Origin of the sequence: Treponema sp. OMZ 805, from assembly GCF_050937395.1 — a bacterium.
Taxonomy (GTDB): Bacteria; Spirochaetota; Spirochaetia; order Treponematales; family Treponemataceae; genus Treponema.
The window spans coordinates 175,625-192,660 of record NZ_JACCLP010000001.1 but is presented as its reverse complement, the minus strand read 5'-3'; the positions used below and the strand labels follow the sequence as shown (position 1 = coordinate 192,660).

At 46.0% G+C, this 17,036-nt stretch carries 17 protein-coding genes; all 17 read right to left on the bottom strand.

Annotated elements, in window-relative coordinates; translation table 11 throughout:
• Positions 1-505 precede the first annotated feature (505 nt).
• The 17 genes from HGH47_RS00865 to flgD all read right to left on the bottom strand — a co-directional run bounded on the left by HGH47_RS00865 (position 506) and on the right by flgD (position 17,028).
• The gene (locus tag HGH47_RS00865) at positions 506-1,876 is read right to left on the bottom strand and encodes an MATE family efflux transporter (RefSeq protein ID WP_212565161.1); all 1,371 of its coding nucleotides are present in this window, start codon (positions 1,874-1,876) and stop codon (positions 506-508) included.
• A 186-nt stretch (positions 1,877-2,062) separates the two neighbouring features.
• On the bottom strand, positions 2,063-2,962 hold the full coding sequence (locus HGH47_RS00860) for a MinD/ParA family protein (protein ID WP_212565162.1): 900 nt from the start codon (positions 2,960-2,962) through the stop codon (positions 2,063-2,065).
• A 26-nt stretch (positions 2,963-2,988) separates the two neighbouring features.
• Positions 2,989-4,353 carry a flagellar biosynthesis protein FlhF gene (gene flhF / locus HGH47_RS00855; RefSeq protein WP_212565163.1) on the bottom strand — a complete coding sequence of 455 codons (1,365 nt, stop codon included), beginning with the start codon at positions 4,351-4,353 and terminating at the stop codon, positions 2,989-2,991.
• On the bottom strand, positions 4,353-6,458 hold the full coding sequence (flhA, locus tag HGH47_RS00850; RefSeq protein WP_432909731.1) for a flagellar biosynthesis protein FlhA: 2,106 nt from the start codon (positions 6,456-6,458) through the stop codon (positions 4,353-4,355). The genes flhF and flhA overlap by 1 nt, the downstream gene beginning before the upstream one ends.
• A 2-nt stretch (positions 6,459-6,460) precedes the next feature.
• Complete coding sequence (gene flhB / locus HGH47_RS00845) at positions 6,461-7,612, bottom strand: flagellar biosynthesis protein FlhB (protein ID WP_432909728.1); 1,152 nt, start codon at positions 7,610-7,612, stop codon at positions 6,461-6,463.
• Between the two features lies 1 nt (position 7,613).
• Positions 7,614-8,414, bottom strand: a complete 801-nt coding sequence (fliR, locus tag HGH47_RS00840) for a flagellar biosynthetic protein FliR (protein ID WP_432909725.1) — start codon at positions 8,412-8,414, stop codon at positions 7,614-7,616.
• 23 nt (positions 8,415-8,437) lie between these two features.
• Complete coding sequence (fliQ, locus tag HGH47_RS00835; protein WP_162662842.1) at positions 8,438-8,710, bottom strand: flagellar biosynthesis protein FliQ; 273 nt, start codon at positions 8,708-8,710, stop codon at positions 8,438-8,440.
• A 229-nt stretch (positions 8,711-8,939) separates the two neighbouring features.
• Positions 8,940-9,749: a flagellar type III secretion system pore protein FliP gene (gene fliP, locus HGH47_RS00830; protein ID WP_432909722.1), complete on the bottom strand. Its 810-nt coding sequence runs from the start codon at positions 9,747-9,749 to the stop codon at positions 8,940-8,942.
• Positions 9,746-10,504: a FliO/MopB family protein gene (locus HGH47_RS00825; RefSeq protein WP_432909719.1), complete on the bottom strand. Its 759-nt coding sequence runs from the start codon at positions 10,502-10,504 to the stop codon at positions 9,746-9,748. Before HGH47_RS00825 ends, fliP begins: the two co-directional genes overlap by 4 nt.
• Positions 10,505-10,614: 110 nt before the next feature.
• Positions 10,615-11,760 carry a flagellar motor switch protein FliN gene (gene fliN, locus HGH47_RS00820; protein WP_432909716.1) on the bottom strand — a complete coding sequence of 382 codons (1,146 nt, stop codon included), beginning with the start codon at positions 11,758-11,760 and terminating at the stop codon, positions 10,615-10,617.
• Positions 11,753-12,787 (bottom strand): flagellar motor switch protein FliM, encoded by a 1,035-nt coding sequence (gene fliM, locus HGH47_RS00815; protein WP_016523505.1) that lies wholly within the window; start codon positions 12,785-12,787, stop codon positions 11,753-11,755. Before fliM ends, fliN begins: the two co-directional genes overlap by 8 nt.
• Before the next feature lie 7 nt (positions 12,788-12,794).
• Positions 12,795-13,346: a flagellar basal body-associated FliL family protein gene (locus HGH47_RS00810; RefSeq protein WP_212565169.1), complete on the bottom strand. Its 552-nt coding sequence runs from the start codon at positions 13,344-13,346 to the stop codon at positions 12,795-12,797.
• 42 nt (positions 13,347-13,388) lie between these two features.
• A complete protein-coding gene (gene motB / locus HGH47_RS00805; protein WP_253675412.1) occupies positions 13,389-14,105 on the bottom strand; it encodes a flagellar motor protein MotB in 717 nt (238 codons plus the stop codon).
• 3 nt (positions 14,106-14,108) lie between these two features.
• Positions 14,109-14,888: a motility protein A gene (locus HGH47_RS00800; RefSeq protein ID WP_212565170.1), complete on the bottom strand. Its 780-nt coding sequence runs from the start codon at positions 14,886-14,888 to the stop codon at positions 14,109-14,111.
• A 17-nt stretch (positions 14,889-14,905) separates the two neighbouring features.
• Positions 14,906-15,103, bottom strand: coding sequence for a flagellar FlbD family protein (locus tag HGH47_RS00795; RefSeq protein WP_016523501.1), 198 nt, complete (start codon positions 15,101-15,103; stop codon positions 14,906-14,908).
• Positions 15,104-15,126: 23 nt separating this feature from the next.
• Positions 15,127-16,518 carry a flagellar hook protein FlgE gene (gene flgE / locus HGH47_RS00790; protein ID WP_016523500.1) on the bottom strand — a complete coding sequence of 464 codons (1,392 nt, stop codon included), beginning with the start codon at positions 16,516-16,518 and terminating at the stop codon, positions 15,127-15,129.
• Between the two features lie 30 nt (positions 16,519-16,548).
• Positions 16,549-17,028: a flagellar hook assembly protein FlgD gene (flgD, locus tag HGH47_RS00785; protein ID WP_212565171.1), complete on the bottom strand. Its 480-nt coding sequence runs from the start codon at positions 17,026-17,028 to the stop codon at positions 16,549-16,551.
• Between the last annotated feature and the right edge of the window lie 8 nt (positions 17,029-17,036).

The window sequence follows — 17,036 nt, the reverse complement described above, 5'->3', positions numbered from 1 at the left end:
AAATATAGCAATCCACGGTAAACGCATCAGACTCCTTTTGAAATATACGGCACATCTACTGCGTTACCTTGCCAAAAGTGTACATCCTTGTACACTTTTGGCAGCGAGTTTCAGCATCGCTGAAACATCGCTTCTGATGGAACCAGCGGCATCCGTGCCGCTTCTGAATATCCTCAACGTATCAGTACCGCCACGGACGGCGGTGGTTGCAAGCAGTAGCAAGTTTTTCGCTAAGAAAAACTTGTCGTTAAAAAACGTACACGGATGTACGTTTTTTAACAGGCTATTTCAAAAGGCTAACGGAAAGTATATTTTTAACAATCTCCTGATTTTGCGATCTATATTTACTCGTCTGATGCGTTTGCCCTTCCGTAAGCCTTTTGAAAATAACGAGGTAGATACAAGGAGATAGGCAAAAAAGTACCGCAGGCGTATCTTTGATACGTTGAGGACACTTTTTTGCCGTACGACGCAGTAGATGCCTTGTTATTTTCAAAAGGAATGGTTAGTCGGTCACAGAGTGAAGCCATTTACCGGATCTAATCCGCCACAGCCCTAACAGCAGTTTGAGCGGCTCCTCACTAAAGAGGCACATATAGACGACCCACGGCGGAAGCGCGGTATGAATCGATACGGAATAGGCAAGCGGAATTGCAATCAGCCACATAATGAAGGTATCGCAAATCATGCCGAAACGGGTATCGCCGCCCGCACGCACCAGCCCTATCAGAATACACATGTTGCAGGCTTTGAGGGGATAACAGCAGGCCAATACGATAAAGAGCTTTTTAACCGTTGACAATACAATCGGTTCCACATTAAAGATAAACGGAACAAGATACGAAATGGGGATAAGCGCCGCGCCGATAAATATCGCAACAATCGGAATAAATAGCAGCACTTTAGCAGCATATTGCCGTGCATCACTGTCATGCTTTTCGCCTATTTTCTTTCCGATTAAAACACTCACTCCATTACCGAAGCCGATAAAGATAACCCATGTCAACTGCGAAATAGTATTGGTAATATTAAAGGCGGCATACGAAAACGTATTGATACTTGCAAAAATTTTATGATGGAATGTAATCCCGAAAGACCACAAGGTTTCGTTTAGCAATACCGGTAGTACGATTACAAGGTACACTTTTAAGAATTTAGCATCAAAAGTAAAGTGGCTTTTAAACGTTCCTAAAACGGGATATTTCCGATACTTTGTTACGGTAAAAGTAATAAAGAGTTCAACAAAGCGGGCAATAACAGTTGCGATAGCCGCCCCGCGAACCCCTAGTGCAGGAGCTCCGAATAACCCGAAAATTAAAACAGCGTTCAGCGTCGTATTGACAACCAAAGACACCAGTGTCGCACCGACTGCAATTTTCACCTTTTCGATGGAACGCAGCGTAATCATCAGCATAAAATTTATCGCAAAAGGAATAAAGCACAATGCCGATAGCCTCAGATATTGCACACCGGTTTCAATAACGGCGCTATCCTTTGTATACAGCGATAGTATTTCTTTCGGCATACTCACACAGCAAACCGTAAAGAAAACAGCGAAGAATACGGACACCAGCATAGAAATACCGAGCGTTTTCTGTAAGCCCTTAAAATCTTTTTTTCCCCAGAACTGTGCCGTAAATACCATGCTACCGGAACCGATACCGTATAGAATCAGGTTGAGCAAAAAAAAGAGTTGGTTCCCCAAGCCGACAGCCGCAAGCTCGATAGTACCGAGCTTACCGATCATCACCGTATCGAGGATATTGACAAAGGCGCTCAGAAAATTCTGTAGCATAATCGGGAGAGCGATTGTGAATAATGTTCTTAGAAAATTTTTATCAAAAAATACCGCCCTGAATCGCGCTGTCATCGTCATATACGCATTCTCTCCATCAATCAACAACCCCGACGCAAGCGTCGGGGCACACTGCTCAACGTTTCGCACTGTGTGTTCTATAAGGTGGTTGCAGTCGGCTTTAATACCCTTTGTTACGACGCAAGCGTCGGGGTATTAAACCCTCCGCACGAATAAACCAATAGACTTGATGTTTTAGAGGTTTTTCTATTCCGTTTCCCAGCGGCGTCCGAATAATTTTTTTACAAAGCCTGCAAAGCCGCCGGTTTCGGGAATTTCGGTTTTTTCCATACGTGATACAATGTGCTTTAGACAGCTTGCCGCTTTGCCGTTGGGCTCTGCAATAATAAAAGGTTTTTGTTTGAGGACAGCTTTTGTTACCAAAGGATCATTATAGATGAAGCCCAGATATTCAATTTTAAGATTTAAAAACTGTGCGGCAATGTTGATCATCCGATCTGCAATTCGCTTGCCTTCTGCCGCCGAATCAACCCTATTGATAATCATTTTAAGATTGAGGTTCATGTTATCGACTTCCGTTGCAATCACCTTTATGATACCGTAGGCATCGGTAATCGCAGTCGGCTCGGAGGTTGTGATAATAACTACCTCATCGGCAGCAGCGACAAAGCTCAGTACGTTCTTAGACACCCCTGCGCTCGTATCGATGATAATAATATCGACATCGGAAAGCGTATACATTTCGTTAATAAATTCATTGCGCTCCGCTTCCGCCATATTCGCAATCTTTGCAAAACCGGAAGCGCCCACAATCAGCTTAATACCGTATTCGGTGTCAATAATAATTTCCGACAATTTCTTCTGCTTTTTAATAACATGATACAAATTGTACTGCGGAATAACATTCATAATAACGTTGACATTGGCGAGTCCGAGATCGGCATCAAGCACAATAACTTTCTTTCCCATCTGAGCATACGCAATTCCCATATTGGTGGCGACGTTGGTTTTGCCTACGCCCCCCTTACCGCTGGTAACGGCAATAATGCGAGTCTTTTGCGCCGTATCCTGACTACTGCCGATAGCGTCAGCCGTTTTATGTATTTCTTTCATTAAAAGACGTAATCCGTCAGCTTGATCACCCATTCGTTTCTCCACACTTTAAACTTTTATCAAATTGATTGCGTTTCGGGCTTCTTTAAAGCAGAAACTTTAAGCAGTTGCTCTCTATCTTTATTGCATAGTTGATTGATATATTCGTCATCGATTGAAAATCCTTTTAGTTTCCTTAAAAAGACTTCGACATCGGCAAGCATAAAATCCTGTGGAACTTCCTGCCCCGCCGTTATATACGTTATCGGTATATTCGTTTCCGAAATAACACTCAATAAATTACCGATATATGAGGTTTCATCAAACTTTGTGATGATTAGCGATTTGTATTTAAAAACCGCATACTCTTTCATAATCTCGCGAATATCGTTTATCCGCGTTCCGGCGCATACTGTCAAATATACTTCGGCATCATCCCCCAATTCGGTAAAATAATTTTGCATGGTCGAAATCTTTTCGCGGTCTTTCGGACTCCGACCGATAGTATCGATACAAATAACATCGGCTTCTTCGCGATACAATGCCATATATTTGCGTACTTCTGCGGGACTTGACGCAACCATCAACGGAATTCCCATCAATTCACAATAGCGCTTCATCTGATACGCTGCCCCGATACGCCAGTTATCAATTGTAATCACTTTAACGCGCAAGGGATGTTCGGAATTTTTACGGATATACTGCACGGCAATTTTCGCAAGCGTTGTTGTTTTCCCAACTCCTGTAGGACCAACCAATAACACAACTCGAGTTTTAGGTTGACTCTCAGCAGGTTTAATTTTGATCGATTCGGCAAGCAATTCAAACAGTTTTTTCTGCACCGTCAAAAAATTTTCAATTTCGGTATAGCTTAGCTCATCCTTCAAACGGGCAGAAAGCTTTTTGATATATGAAGGAGAAAAATCATTTTCTTCGAGTATTTTTTGAATTTTAACAATATGCTCATGTTCGGCATCTACCCGCGGTGCGTTCTGTTTTTTCATTTCCGTCACAAGTCGTTCAACCGTTTCCGCCAGTTTATCCAAAGATTGTGCTTGCACCGGTGTAGGCACAGGCTTTTTTTCAGGACTCTTTTTCGAAGTCATATCAACATATTGGCGCAGTTCATCCGCCGCCGCAGGATTCTTATTTGCATATCGCGTTACAATTTTCCGCCGCTCTTCTTCATCGTTGAGATTATTTATATGAGCAACTCTGGGCGCCGGTTTTACCGGGGTCTGCTGTTCGGAAAGTAAGGACGGTCTTTGAGGTAAGGTATCGTTTATCGTAAATGTTATCTCCACCACATCTTTTTCCAAAAGCCCAAACAGCCGACTGATCTTCGCGTCTTTTCTTCTCCAGATGGTAACGGCATCGCCATGCTTTTTTGTAATTTTTCTCAGACATTTTTCATACGTCGAATCTTGCTCAACAAAAAGTTCCATTAGTTTTTATCCTGTTCCAACTTAATCTCACCGATCACTTCAACCTGTATGTCCTTCGCAATTTCGGGGATGGAGAGTACCACAAGATCAGGAATCTCCCTATCGGTTGAATTTTTAATCAAAATACGGGCGGAAGCTTCGGGCGCCAGTACAATAGGAAGGAAGCCGTTTTTCTGCATCGTTGTAACCGCTTGGATAAGCGATCGTATCCACATCCGCTGCTCGGACGGTTCCAGCGCCGCCATCGGTCCGTTTACCGTATCTATTCTGCTTTCAACAATTTTTTGAGCAAGTGCAGGTTCGACCGTCAGCACATGGAGTGTTTTATTTTCATCGGCATATTGTAAACATATCTGCCGTCCGAGCGCCTGCCGAACCTTTTCTACAAGTAGAGAAACATCGGAGGTAATCGGACGGAAATCCGCAAGCGTTTCCAAAATAACGATTGTATTGCGGATGGATACCTGTTCCCGCAAAAGCCCTTGCAGCACTTTCTGTACCTCACCGAGGCTGCATACCTTTGCCGCTTCGTCGATAACCGCCGGATAATCCTTGCGCAGCGCATCCATAATCCCCTGCACTTCCTGCCGTCCGAGAATTTCGGCGGCATGCTTTTTAATCACCTCAGTGAGGTGCGTCGCGATAATCGCAGGAGGATCTACCACGGTATAACCGGCGCGCTCGGCACGATCGCGATTCTCTTCGGATATCCATACGGCAGGTAAGCCAAAGGTAGGATCGACAGTGCGCTCGCCGGGAATTTCTTCGGAAACGCCGCCGGGATTTATACCGAGGTACCAACCCATACGGATTTTTCCCCGCGCCACTTCTACGCCCCTAATCTTAAAACAATATTCGCTCGGTTCAAGCCGCATATTGTCGATAATACGGATACGCGGGGCAACCAAACCGAGGTCGAGCGCAGCTTCCCGCCGAATGCGTGTAATACGCTCAAGCAGTTCCGCACCCTTGTCCTTATCGACAAGCGGAATCAGCGCGTAGCCGAGCTCCAGCGACAAAGGATCAAGCGGCACAATGGGAGCAATTTCTCCCGGTGCCCCAGGCTCTCCTCCGCTTCCAGCGCGCTGTTGCTGCCCAGCCTGTTTTTGTGCAGCCTGCTTTTCTTTACCGGCCTTAAATGTCTGTTCTTCCTTGATGATTCTCCACCCGACAAAGGCCAACACAAACGCGATAATAAATAACACAACATGGGGAAAGCCGGGAAGCACTCCCATAATAGCAAGCGTACCGGCAGCAACAAAGTAAATCCACCCGATTTGGGAAAACTGCTTTTTAATATCCTGCCCGAATGAGCCTTCGTCGATCATACGGGTAACCAGTAAACCGGTCGCTACCGACAAAAAGAGCGAAGGCAGCTGCGCAAGCAACCCGTCCCCAATACTCAACGTCGTGTAGGTGCGCAGCGCATTAGAGAAAGATTCGGTTCGGAACACCATCCCGATAATCAAACCGGCAATAATATTGATAACCGTAATAAAAATACCGACTTTTACGTTACCGGACACAAACTGGTTTGCGCCGTCCATCGCGCCGTAAAAGTCATCTTCCCGTTGCAGCTGTTCTTTTTTCTGCCGGGCTTCTTCATCGGTAATAATACCGGCATTGTATTCGGCATCGATGGACATACTCTTTGTCGGATGAGAGTCGAGTTTAAAACGGGCTGAAACCTCGGCGACCCGCTTGGCGCCTTTCGTAATAACAAAGGCCTGCACCGCAATAAGGATGATAAAGATGACAAACCCTATAACGAGACCTTGACTACCCGATGCGCCGATAACAAACGAGCTGAACGCCCGTATCATCGCACCGTCAAATGCTTCCCCTTTGGAAAGGATAAGACGAGTAGACGACACGTTCAATACCAATCCGAAGATGGTACTGAGCAACAGCAATGAAGGAAAAACCGAAAAGTCGGTAGCGCGTGCAGTGAACAATACAATCAATAATACGACCAAACTGAACGTGAGGTTCAGCGCCATAAAAAAATCAAGGAGCACGGTGGGGAGCGGTATAATAAACATCAGCACCATGAGAATGACGGTAAATGCAACTGCGATATCGATATTGTACTTTTTTGCGGCCATAATTATCTTCTATAGAATTCCTGTTTTTTGTTGTTGAGGGTATATACTTCTGCAAATACTAACGAAAGCGCCCGATAATATTCCTCAGGAATTATATCACCGATTTGAACTTTCGCATAGAGTGCACGGGCAAGCGGTTTGTTTTCTATTAATGGAATATTATGCTCACGAGCGATCGCCTTTATCCGCTGTGCCATTGCATCGGCACCTTTTGCAAGCACCATCGGCGCCGCCATCGTTTTTGAATCCCACTGCATTGCAATGGCAAAGTGCGTCGGGTTCGTAATAACCACATCGGCCTTAGGCACATTGCGGATGGCATTTTGGGAAAGAATCGCCTGCATTTGCTGCCTAATTCGCCCCTTAACCTGCGGATCGCCTTCCAACTCTTTATATTCTTCTTTTATTTCCTGCTTCGTCATCTTTAGCGAATCGATAAATTGCTTACGCTGGAAAAAGTAATCGGGAATTGCAAGAATCAAAAGCAGCAAGGCAGCGGTTGCAAGTAATTTTGCCGCAAGTCCTGCAATAAAAAAGATCGCCTGCGGAAAACTCACCGTCAGCAGCTCAACAAAATGAGGAAGATTTGCCCGTATCACCAAAAAGGCAACAAATACCAACATGACAACTTTCGTCAACGACTTTGCAAAATTGAATAAACCTTCAGTAGAAAAAAGTGCACGTTTAAAAAAACGTATAAAGTCGGGGACAATCTTATTGAATTGAGGCTGAATAGGCTTGGTAGAAAATAAAAATCCGTTATTTTGAATGATATTGGCAATCACACCTGCAAGCATTGCAATAAGCGCAAGCGGAAGGGCGAGCTTTAAAAAATATTGCACAAAGATTCCGAACCACATACCGCTTCGAATATCAGCCTGTGTGCTCCGCAAAAAAAAGAAGCGCAGAATTTCCATACACTCTTCCAAAAAAAAGGAAGAAAGGAAGATCAGGGCGCCGGCGGGGAACAGCAGTACCAATGCAGCGTTGATATCCTGACTTTTTGCCACACGGCCTTCTTCGCGAGCTTTGCGTATTTTATAGTCGGTTGGGTCTTCGGTACGTCCTTCATCCTCTGCAGCAAACCACTGCAAATCGATGAAAAAATGCCGCTCATTATATTCGCTTGCAGCTTCTATCACAAACTTCCGCATGCTAGATACCCCCGCCGACGCGGATAAGCAGGCTTTCAAAGGCCGCAAATCCGTTTTCCATAATCCGCACAAAGAAATTCGCCATAAACGGCAGCAAAACGGTCAAGAGGAAGAAGGTGAGCAAAATAGTTATCGGGAAGCCTTCCGATAAAAGGTTCATCTGAGGAGCAGCCTTTGACAGCAGCCCCATTGAAATATGCACTAAAAAGAGTGTACCCATAACCGGCATCGCAATCATCATTGCGTTTAAGAAAAGACCGCTGAGGTTTGTTATAAAGAATGAGGCTAACAGTTCCCGTTTCTCCAGAAACATAAAACAGTTGATCGACTGAAAGCTGCGGAGTACACCGCTTAAAAACAGCGTTTGGAATCCCTTAATCTGCAAAAAGATCAGCACGGCGATAAAATTTAAGAATTGTCCCATCAACGGGTTCTCAATTTGAGCAAGCGCATCATACACTTCCGACACGCCGAACCCCATCTGATACGAAAAAAACTGCCCTGCCGTGCTGAACGAGGCAAAGATGATGCTGATAAAAAAGCCCGTCAGCACTCCGAGCAGCGCTTCGCCGACAACCAGCAGCGCATAGTCAAAATTAAATCCCTGCACATCCAATGGAGAACCGTAGGCGACAGGCATCACCAAAAAGCCGATTAAGCCCGCCAGCGAAATTTTTGCAATACGCGGCACCGCCCTCGTCGAAAGGAGCGGCGTCGTGGAAATCATCGCGAATATCCGCACGCATACCAAAAAAAAGAGAGGAGCTTTAACCAGTAAAAAGGAGAAGGGGTTAGGATCCATTACTCGCGCCGCCTATAAGTTACCTAACCTTGCACCAGCTGAGGAATAATGTCGAAAAGGCGAACGGTATAATCCCGCAATACACTGAACATCCAGCCGCCTAAAAGCGCAAGCATACCCAAAATCGTCAAAATCTTCGGCACAAAGGTGAGCGTCTGTTCCTGAATGGAGGTAGTCGCCTGAAAAATCGCCACAATTAAACCGACAACCAATGCAGCCAGCAAAACGGGAGCGGCTAATATAAATACCTGAAAAATGCCCTCGCGCAAGAGATTGACAATCATCCCGATACTCATCGTTTTTCCTCCCATAAAAAGTCAAGAAGAAAGTATCAACTTTCGATTGACTTTTTACGCACATTCGCAACGAAGTGAGAACGTGCATATAATATACAAGTTTGCACTTGAGCAAACTTGGGTAAATAAAAGCCGTGCTATTTGTACGGCTTTTATTTACACTCCTCCTTTGTTTTATAAATGGGCACCTCCAAAAACATGGATCATATTTTTAGAGGTACCGGCTCTTCTACAAGAACGACTGAAAGAGCTGACCGACCAATAAATTCCAGCCATCAACCAGTACGAATAAGATCAGCTTAAACGGCATCGAAATCTGTACCGGCGGCAACATAATCATACCCATCGACATCAGGATACTCGCGACAACCATGTCGATAATGATAAAGGGCAGATAGAGGAAGATACCTATCTGGAAAGCGACAGTCAGTTCGTGCAGGATAAATGCAGGGATTAACACATGCGTAGGAACGTCGGCGAGTGTATTGGGCTTATCCATACGGGCAAGCGACATACAGAGCCTGATATGAGAGGGATCATGCGCCATCTGCTTATACATAAAAAGACGCAACGGTTTTTCCGCCTCGGTATAGGCGGTTTCGATATTGATTTGTCCGTCCGCCATCGGTTTAAACGATTTATTGTATATTTCCGTAAAGGTCGGCCACATGATAAAAATCGTCAAAAAAAGCGCAATACCGTTGAGCACCTGCGTCGGCGGCACCTGCTGCAGCGAAAGCGCGCGCTTAATAAAGTCGAGCGCAATACTGAGCCGCAAGAACGACGTCATCAAAAGGAAAATACTTGGTGCAAGGGTAATCAGCGTTATTAACAGAAGCAGCTGAATGGAAAACGCTACTTCCCGATTATTTTGAGGTTCACGGATATTCAGATTGACAAAAGGAATACGGGTTGCCTGACGAGTGGCGTCTATTTCGGTGCGTCCGGTCTGCGATGCCGCGGTATTGCTCTGCGCGGACAGCGCTGCAGGGATACAAAACAGGCAAATGCACACAATACACAGTGCAAGCTTTTTCATCGGCCTCCCCTCCCCGCGCCGTTATCAGGTCTTTCACGGATATACTCTGCATTACCGCTATTCGTTTCCTGCCAACGCTGTTCTGCGCCGCCGGTTTCCGTCTCTTGCGGAGTCCTGCTTTCCTGCGCCGCGCCTGAGTTTTGCAGACGCCCCCGCTGCTTGGCTAAAAACGAGTCGAAGGGATTCGCATCGGTTTCTTTTGGTTTTGCCGCAGGGAAAAAGGTATGCAGCAATGAGCTGAAGTTCTGCTTCGGACCGGGCGTTTGCGCCGCGTGCAGGTTCATCGCATCGATGAGCTCTTTATCGGTGATTTCTGCAATCAGCGACAACGAAGCATCCGATGCGCCGATTAAGTATGCTTTATCAATAAGAGTTACAATATAGAGGGTTTTATTAGGTGCAAGCGGTAAATTGGCAACATTCTTTAAGAAAGGATCATCTGCGGCGGTAAATTGCTTTGAACGCCGGATAAAATACAGCACTCCGTAAATAAGCACACACACAACCGCTAATGATATGATCAGTTGAAACAACAGAAAAAAAGTTGAACTTCTTGAAGATCGAGGTGCAGGTACATCTTGTACCGGCAATGCCGATTCATCCGTCTGTAACACAATATTAGTCTCTGCAGGTGATATCTGAGAGACAGCCGGATTACCGGCTTCTGCTGCTGTTCCGTTATCTGCAAACGCACACAGCGCACCGCATATCAAAAGAAAAGAGAATACTATTATTCTACATGTGTCTTTAGACATATTCCCCCACCCAATATCCGCTTAAGCCGTCTCTTAGAAGCAACCGGTAAGCCGGTTACGCTCTCCGTACCGCAAAAGGATACTTCTAAAAGCTCCGGCTCTTTGTATAGCTATGTATCGGTAATACGTTCAGCCGGTGACAAAATTTCAGTAACACGGACGCCGAAATTTTCATCGATAACGACAACTTCCCCTTTTGCAATCGGTTTATGATTAACTAATATATCCACCGGTTCACCGGCAAGCTTATCCAATTCGATAATATGCCCTTCACCCATGCTTAAAATTTCTTTAATCATCTTGCGGGTACGTCCGAGTTCGACGGTCATTTCCATGAACACGTCCATAATCAACCCGATATTTCCCTGTTCCGATTCAGTTACTCCGTTTAGAAGAGGAGAGAATTGCACAGATTGTACATTCGGGTTCATACCAGGCATCACCATTCCGCCTTGAACCGGCGCTCCGCCCTGCATTTGCATTCCCATACCCATCGGTTGCTGCCCCATCTGCGGCATTCCATTCATTCCGTTCATCGGCATATTCATTGCCCCCATTGTACTTCCTTGCTCAGGAGCAGGTTGCGGCGAAATAGGCTGCACAGGTGTTACCTGCGAAGCGCTCTCCGTTTTATTCAATTTATCGGCAATTTGCTCTGCCGTCTTTTTTGCGATAATCTCCCATAAATTGAAGGCTGTATCGTCAATTGTAACCGAATATGTTAAAAGTGCAAAGTCCTGCGAAAGCCGTACCATTGCCTTAGGCACATGATGAGCTTCGGCCGGCATATTGGTAACGCCTTTAATATCTTCACCGTCAAATGCACTGATTTCCTTTCCAACATATTGTGCAATAGTCTCACTGATAACGGAAAGAGCCATGTCGTCAATCGTAACACTTTCTTCATTATTTACGAGGCTTACCAGCTTTTCCGCAAATTCGGGAGCCAACACAAACAAGTGATCACCCGTCAGCGCACCGTCAAAATCAATGGTAACGGCAACTGCCATATCCGGCACTTTCTGCAAAAAGGCTTCACGGTTACTCAGCTCGACAACAGGATTAGATATCGATACGGTTTTACCTGTCATCGAATCCAGATTTGCGGAGAGTGCGGGAACATTCCCGTCAAAAAACTTCTGTAATGCTTCTTGACGTGCCGGTGTAAGCGCTCCGTCTGTAGGCGCGCCGGTAGAACCGCCCATACCCGACAACAACGCATCTATTTCATTCTGAGAAATGGACCCATCACTCATATAATTCCTCCTGATCAGCACTTAGCTCTTCAAATTCATCCTGATTGATATCCTCAATCTTTTCCAATATCTGTACGGCAACTTTATTTCCCACAACGCCGGGCTGACACCAGAATTTCTTTCTGCTGCCGACGCTCAGCGTAAACGGATGCCCTACCCTTGTATCGGTAAGCCGTACCACATCACCCGCACGAAGATTGAGTACATCCCGTACCGGCAGTTTTAGCGAACCTACTTCGGCGACGACATCCATATCTACCGTAGACAGCTTTTCTTTCAGTACGCCCATGTACTGAGTTGTTGAACTTCTGCGCACCGACGAGAACCAGAACTGGCTGGAAAGTTTTGAAATAATCGGTTCTATCGTGATATAGGGAATACAGAAGTTCATCATTCCTTCTTCTTCGCCGACTTTTGTTTCAAGCGTAACCAAAACAACCATTTCGGAAGGAGGTACAATCTGCGCAAACTGCGGGTTTGTTTCAATCTGTCCCAAGCGGGGACGTAAATCGATAACCTGCGTCCATGCCTCGCGCATATTCGCCAAGATACGAACGATAACCCCTTCCATAACGGAGGCTTCGATGTCGGTTAATTCCCGCTGCACCATCGTACCTTGTCCCGTACCGCCGAAAAGACGGTCGATGATAGAGAAGGTAACGGAAGGGTCTATTTCCAAAACGGCATTCCCTTTCAGCGGATCCATGTTAATTACGGCCAGCGTGGTCGGCGTAGGGATTGAACGGATAAACTCTTCATACGTCAGCTGATCGACAGAGGCAACGTGTACGTGCGCCATACTCCGCAGCTGAGCAGAAAGAGCGGTGGTAGTCAAACGCGCAAAGGTTTCGTGCATAATTGAAACGGTACGCATCTGCTCCTTAGAGAATTTATCCGGCCGTTTAAAATCGTAAATTTTGATTTTACGCGTATCATTAACCGGTCTAAACTCTTCCGCTTCGGTATCCCCCGAGCTGATTGCAGTGAGAAGCTGGTCTATTTCGTCCTGCGATAATACTTCAGTCATACAATCCCTATTGTTCTATAATATCATATTGAGTAAAAGCAACCGCTTTTATCTTCGACTTTGATAGTATATTGTCATTGATTTGATTACGGATTTCGATTTTAATCTTCTCTTCCTGTTTCAGTTCCGCAATCGTCTTACTTTGGAAATAACCGCGAAGAAAATCCTTCAACTCAACCAACCGTGCTGTCAGTTCCTGCGAAGTTGTCTTATCGTTCTGCGGGTATCCAAGCTCGACGTTAACCACAACGGTACCCGGCGTAACATCTTTAGTAAATGTCTTTACCGCACCGATCGCAGAATAATATTGCAGCATTTCACGCGAGTCGCGGTATTCCTCCGCAATAGGATATTCGGACTGGGACTGTCCCCGCTTTGACATCAGATTAACCGTAATAACGACAACCGTCACGATAAAAATCAAAGCAGCGAGTACGATGGCAATGTATTTCAGAAGCGTCGGAATAAGCCCCGCTTTTTTAGCTTTTACCGGATTATCGACACCGATGTTTTCATCCATTCCGTGTTCATCAGTCAAATTTGTATGCTCGTCAGCCATTGTGGTTACTCCTCTCTCTTCAAGTAAATCTTTAGGGAAGCACTAAAAATGTGCATCATCCAAAATGATAATATCAACCCGTCTATTATATGCGCGCCCTTCTGCAGTCTCGTTGGAATAGACAGGACGAGTATCTGCATAGCCGGCAATGGAAAACTTATCTTCCTGTACACCGAAGTCAGTCAAATTATGCAATACGTTGATTGCGCGGGCAGCTGACAGTTCCCAGTTGCTTGTCCACTTTCCCGCAAGCGCATCGCTTGAATCCGTATGTCCTTCGATACGGAAACGTCGAGCCGCTAATTCTTTATCGGATAAAAACTGCGCAATTTTCAATAATGTTTCGCGGCTTTCTTCGATATTCAATTCCGCACTGTTTCGTGCAAAAAAGGCATCAGCTGCAAGCGAAATAACAACACCGCGTTCATCGCTGGTAACAGCAAGCTTAGTGGTCTTTATTTCAGGTGCAAAAATCGACACAGCCTTTTTTAAGGCGGTTCCGAGCAATTTTCCTTTTTCCATAGACGGCATTGAACTGATAGTATTGCCGAGGTCGGCAAGTTTACCAGCCGACAACGAGATGGAACCGCCGGTAGGATCGCCGCTGATAGATGCCGATAACGCCTGTAAGCGGGTTATATCTACTTCGCTCGGCTCGTACAACATAACGAAGAAACAGAGCATCAGCGTAACCATATCGCCATACGTTGTCAGCCATCCGCTACCGGGCGCATTTGCGCCTTTCTTTTTCCGTGCCATGAACTAATCCCTTATCAGTTCAGCTTCCAAAACCTTTCGGTCTTTAGGATCAAGATACGTCAGCAATCGCTGTGCAAGGATACGCGGGTGATCGCCCGATTGAATACCAAGGATTCCTTCGATAATCATTTCCTTTGAGCGTACTTCCAGATTATTCTGGTATGAAAGTTTGGAAGCGATAGGAATGAGCAGCCAGTTTGCCATCATAGAACCGTAAAACGTCGTAACCAACGCAACTGCCATGTTCGGACCTAACGAACTCTTATCTTCGATGTTCAACAACATACCGATAAGACCGATAACCGTTCCCAACATTCCGAAGCCGGGCGCCAGTGTCGCCCATGCGTTTACTAATGAAATCCATTTATTGTGCCGCTCTTCCATCTGTGTCAATTCATTTTCCATCGACACACGAATGGCAGCTCCGTCGATACCGTCGATAACATTGCGCAGTCCGGTGCGAAGAAAATCATCTTCAAAATCCTGAATTTCTTCTTCCAGAGCCAAAAGACCGGTACGGCGGCTTTTTTCGGACAAGGCGACGAGTTTTTGTACCATTTCTTTCTCTTTATAGTCGGCAACTTTGAACACCCTGCCCATAACCTTGAAAATACCGATAACGTAAGAAAGCGGATAGGTTAAGAACAAACACATATACGAACCGCCGATCGTGATGAACATCGAAGGAACGTCGATAAGTCCGCCGAGCGAGCTTCCCATAAAAGCGCCGAACATAACGACAGCGATACCGCCGAATATACCTATAAATGATGCTATATCCATAACTTAAGACAGCTCCCTTACATTTCGTTTTTAAAGATACCGATACATCTGCGGTACGCGACAATAGCGTCGATCAGCGCGTCGGGCGTTTCTTTTATCACAAAACTTTTGCCCGATAGCATGTGCAACGTTACATCGGGATTACAGTCTATCGTTTCAATCTGATGAGGATTTATCCAATACTGTGTACCGTTAAGCCGCGTAACCTTTACCATAATGTATCCTTCATATTACCTTATTACCGCTTCAAATTCAATACGGTTTCAAGCATTGTATCCGAAGTTTGAATAGTTTTTGCCCCTGCTTGGAACCCGCGCTGCGTAATAATCATATCGGTAAACTGATCGGTTAAATCGACATTACTCATTTCGAGGGTACCGGCAATCAGCTTGCCCTTTCCCATAACGCCCGAAGTGGTAATGTTCGCAATACCGGAGTTATTCGACTGAATATAGGTATTTTCACCGGCCTTTTCCAAACCGCCTTGGTTTGCAAAGCCCGCCATTGCAAGCTGACCGATCTCATTGCTTACTCCGTTGGAGTACACACCGGTGATAATACCGCTCTGATCAATCTTGAAGTTTTCAAGATAGCCCATCGCGTATCCGTCCTGTTCGTAAGCTTTAGTGGTGCTGCGTTCTGCGAATTGGGTAATTGTATTGCGTGAAGTACCGATCTCTCCTAGGTTAATATCGAAGGTATGGCGGACAGGAGCGCCGTCTTCACCGGCTGTTGCACCGGGAACGTTATAGGAAACCTGCACGAGTACTTGCCCTGCTTCAGCGGAGGCATTTCCTGCCGTATCGGTAACCGAAGCAAGGTGTCCGTAGTTGTCGAAGGTAACGGTAAACGTGTTGCCGGTTCCTTCGGTGGTGCCGACACCCGTGCGCGTTGCCGTTGCTTCCGCATTTTCAGGGTCAACATTGACCGTCGCGAGCCACTGGTTTTGAGTGCCCGGAACGCGCGAAAAACTTAAATTCAGTTCGTGGGTTTCGCCGAAAGTGTCGTATACTTTGAACTCGGTTGTCCATGTCGATTCCAACACTTGTGCGCGGTTCGCGTTTTCGGGTAATTCCGGAAGCCGCTTGTCGAGATTACAGGCGTAGTTCACCGAGGTAGTCGCACGGGCGTCGATCTTCTGCCCGATTGGGATAATGAGGTCTTCCGTCTGTGCGGAGGTGTTGATAAGGCGGGTACCGTCTACTTCCTGCGCCATCCAGCCCTGAACACGCATACCGTTTGCGGGGTTCACCATCGTACCGTCTTTATCGACACCGAAGGCTCCGGCGCGGGTATAAAAGCTCTTTTCACCCGACTTGAGTACGAAGAAACCGTTTCCCTGCACCGCGATATCGGTATTGATACCGGTTGACTGCAAAGCGCCCTGCGTATGCACGGTGTCGATACTCGCAACCATAACACCGAGGCCGACTTCTTTCGGGTTCACACCGCCGACTTCTTCGTTCGGACGGGAAGCGCCGCTCAACTGCTGAGAAATCAAATCCTGAAAATTAACCCGTCCGCGCTTAAAACCGGTCGTGTTTACGTTTGCAATATTGTTACCGATAACATCCATTCTTGTTTGGTGATTCTGCATTCCGGAAACGCCGGAAAATAATGACCGCATCATATCTGTATCTCCTCTCTTCTATTATATAGTTTAGTTATTTGCATAGACGGTTTGTACGTCCGACCATGCATACCATTTGCCGTTAACCTGTACCTGCGGATTCTCGCCGCGGGTTGCAGCCGTAATAGTTCCCGAAACGGTACCGCTGCTCTGTTCGATATCAACTTGTTTGCCGACCACATTGACCGCCGAAGAATCTCCGATCAGTCTATTCAAAGTTCCGAAGCTCTGGTTCATGTTTGTCAACTGCTCAAGCGACGTGAACTGCGCCATCTGAGCGACAAACTGAGTGTCTTCCAGCGGGCTGGTGGGATCCTGATGAGTCAGCTGCGCTACGAGTAGTTGCAGAAAATCGTCTTTTCCCAGCTCCTGCTTCGGCTTTCGCCCTTCCGGAAAATTCTGTTTATTGATTGTGTCAACTTCCATGTTGAGCAGGGCTTTTTCTTCCGGACTCATTTCAAAAGAAGGCATCGGAACTCCGTTTCCTTGCGCTACCGTACTGATGTTCATATCTCTTT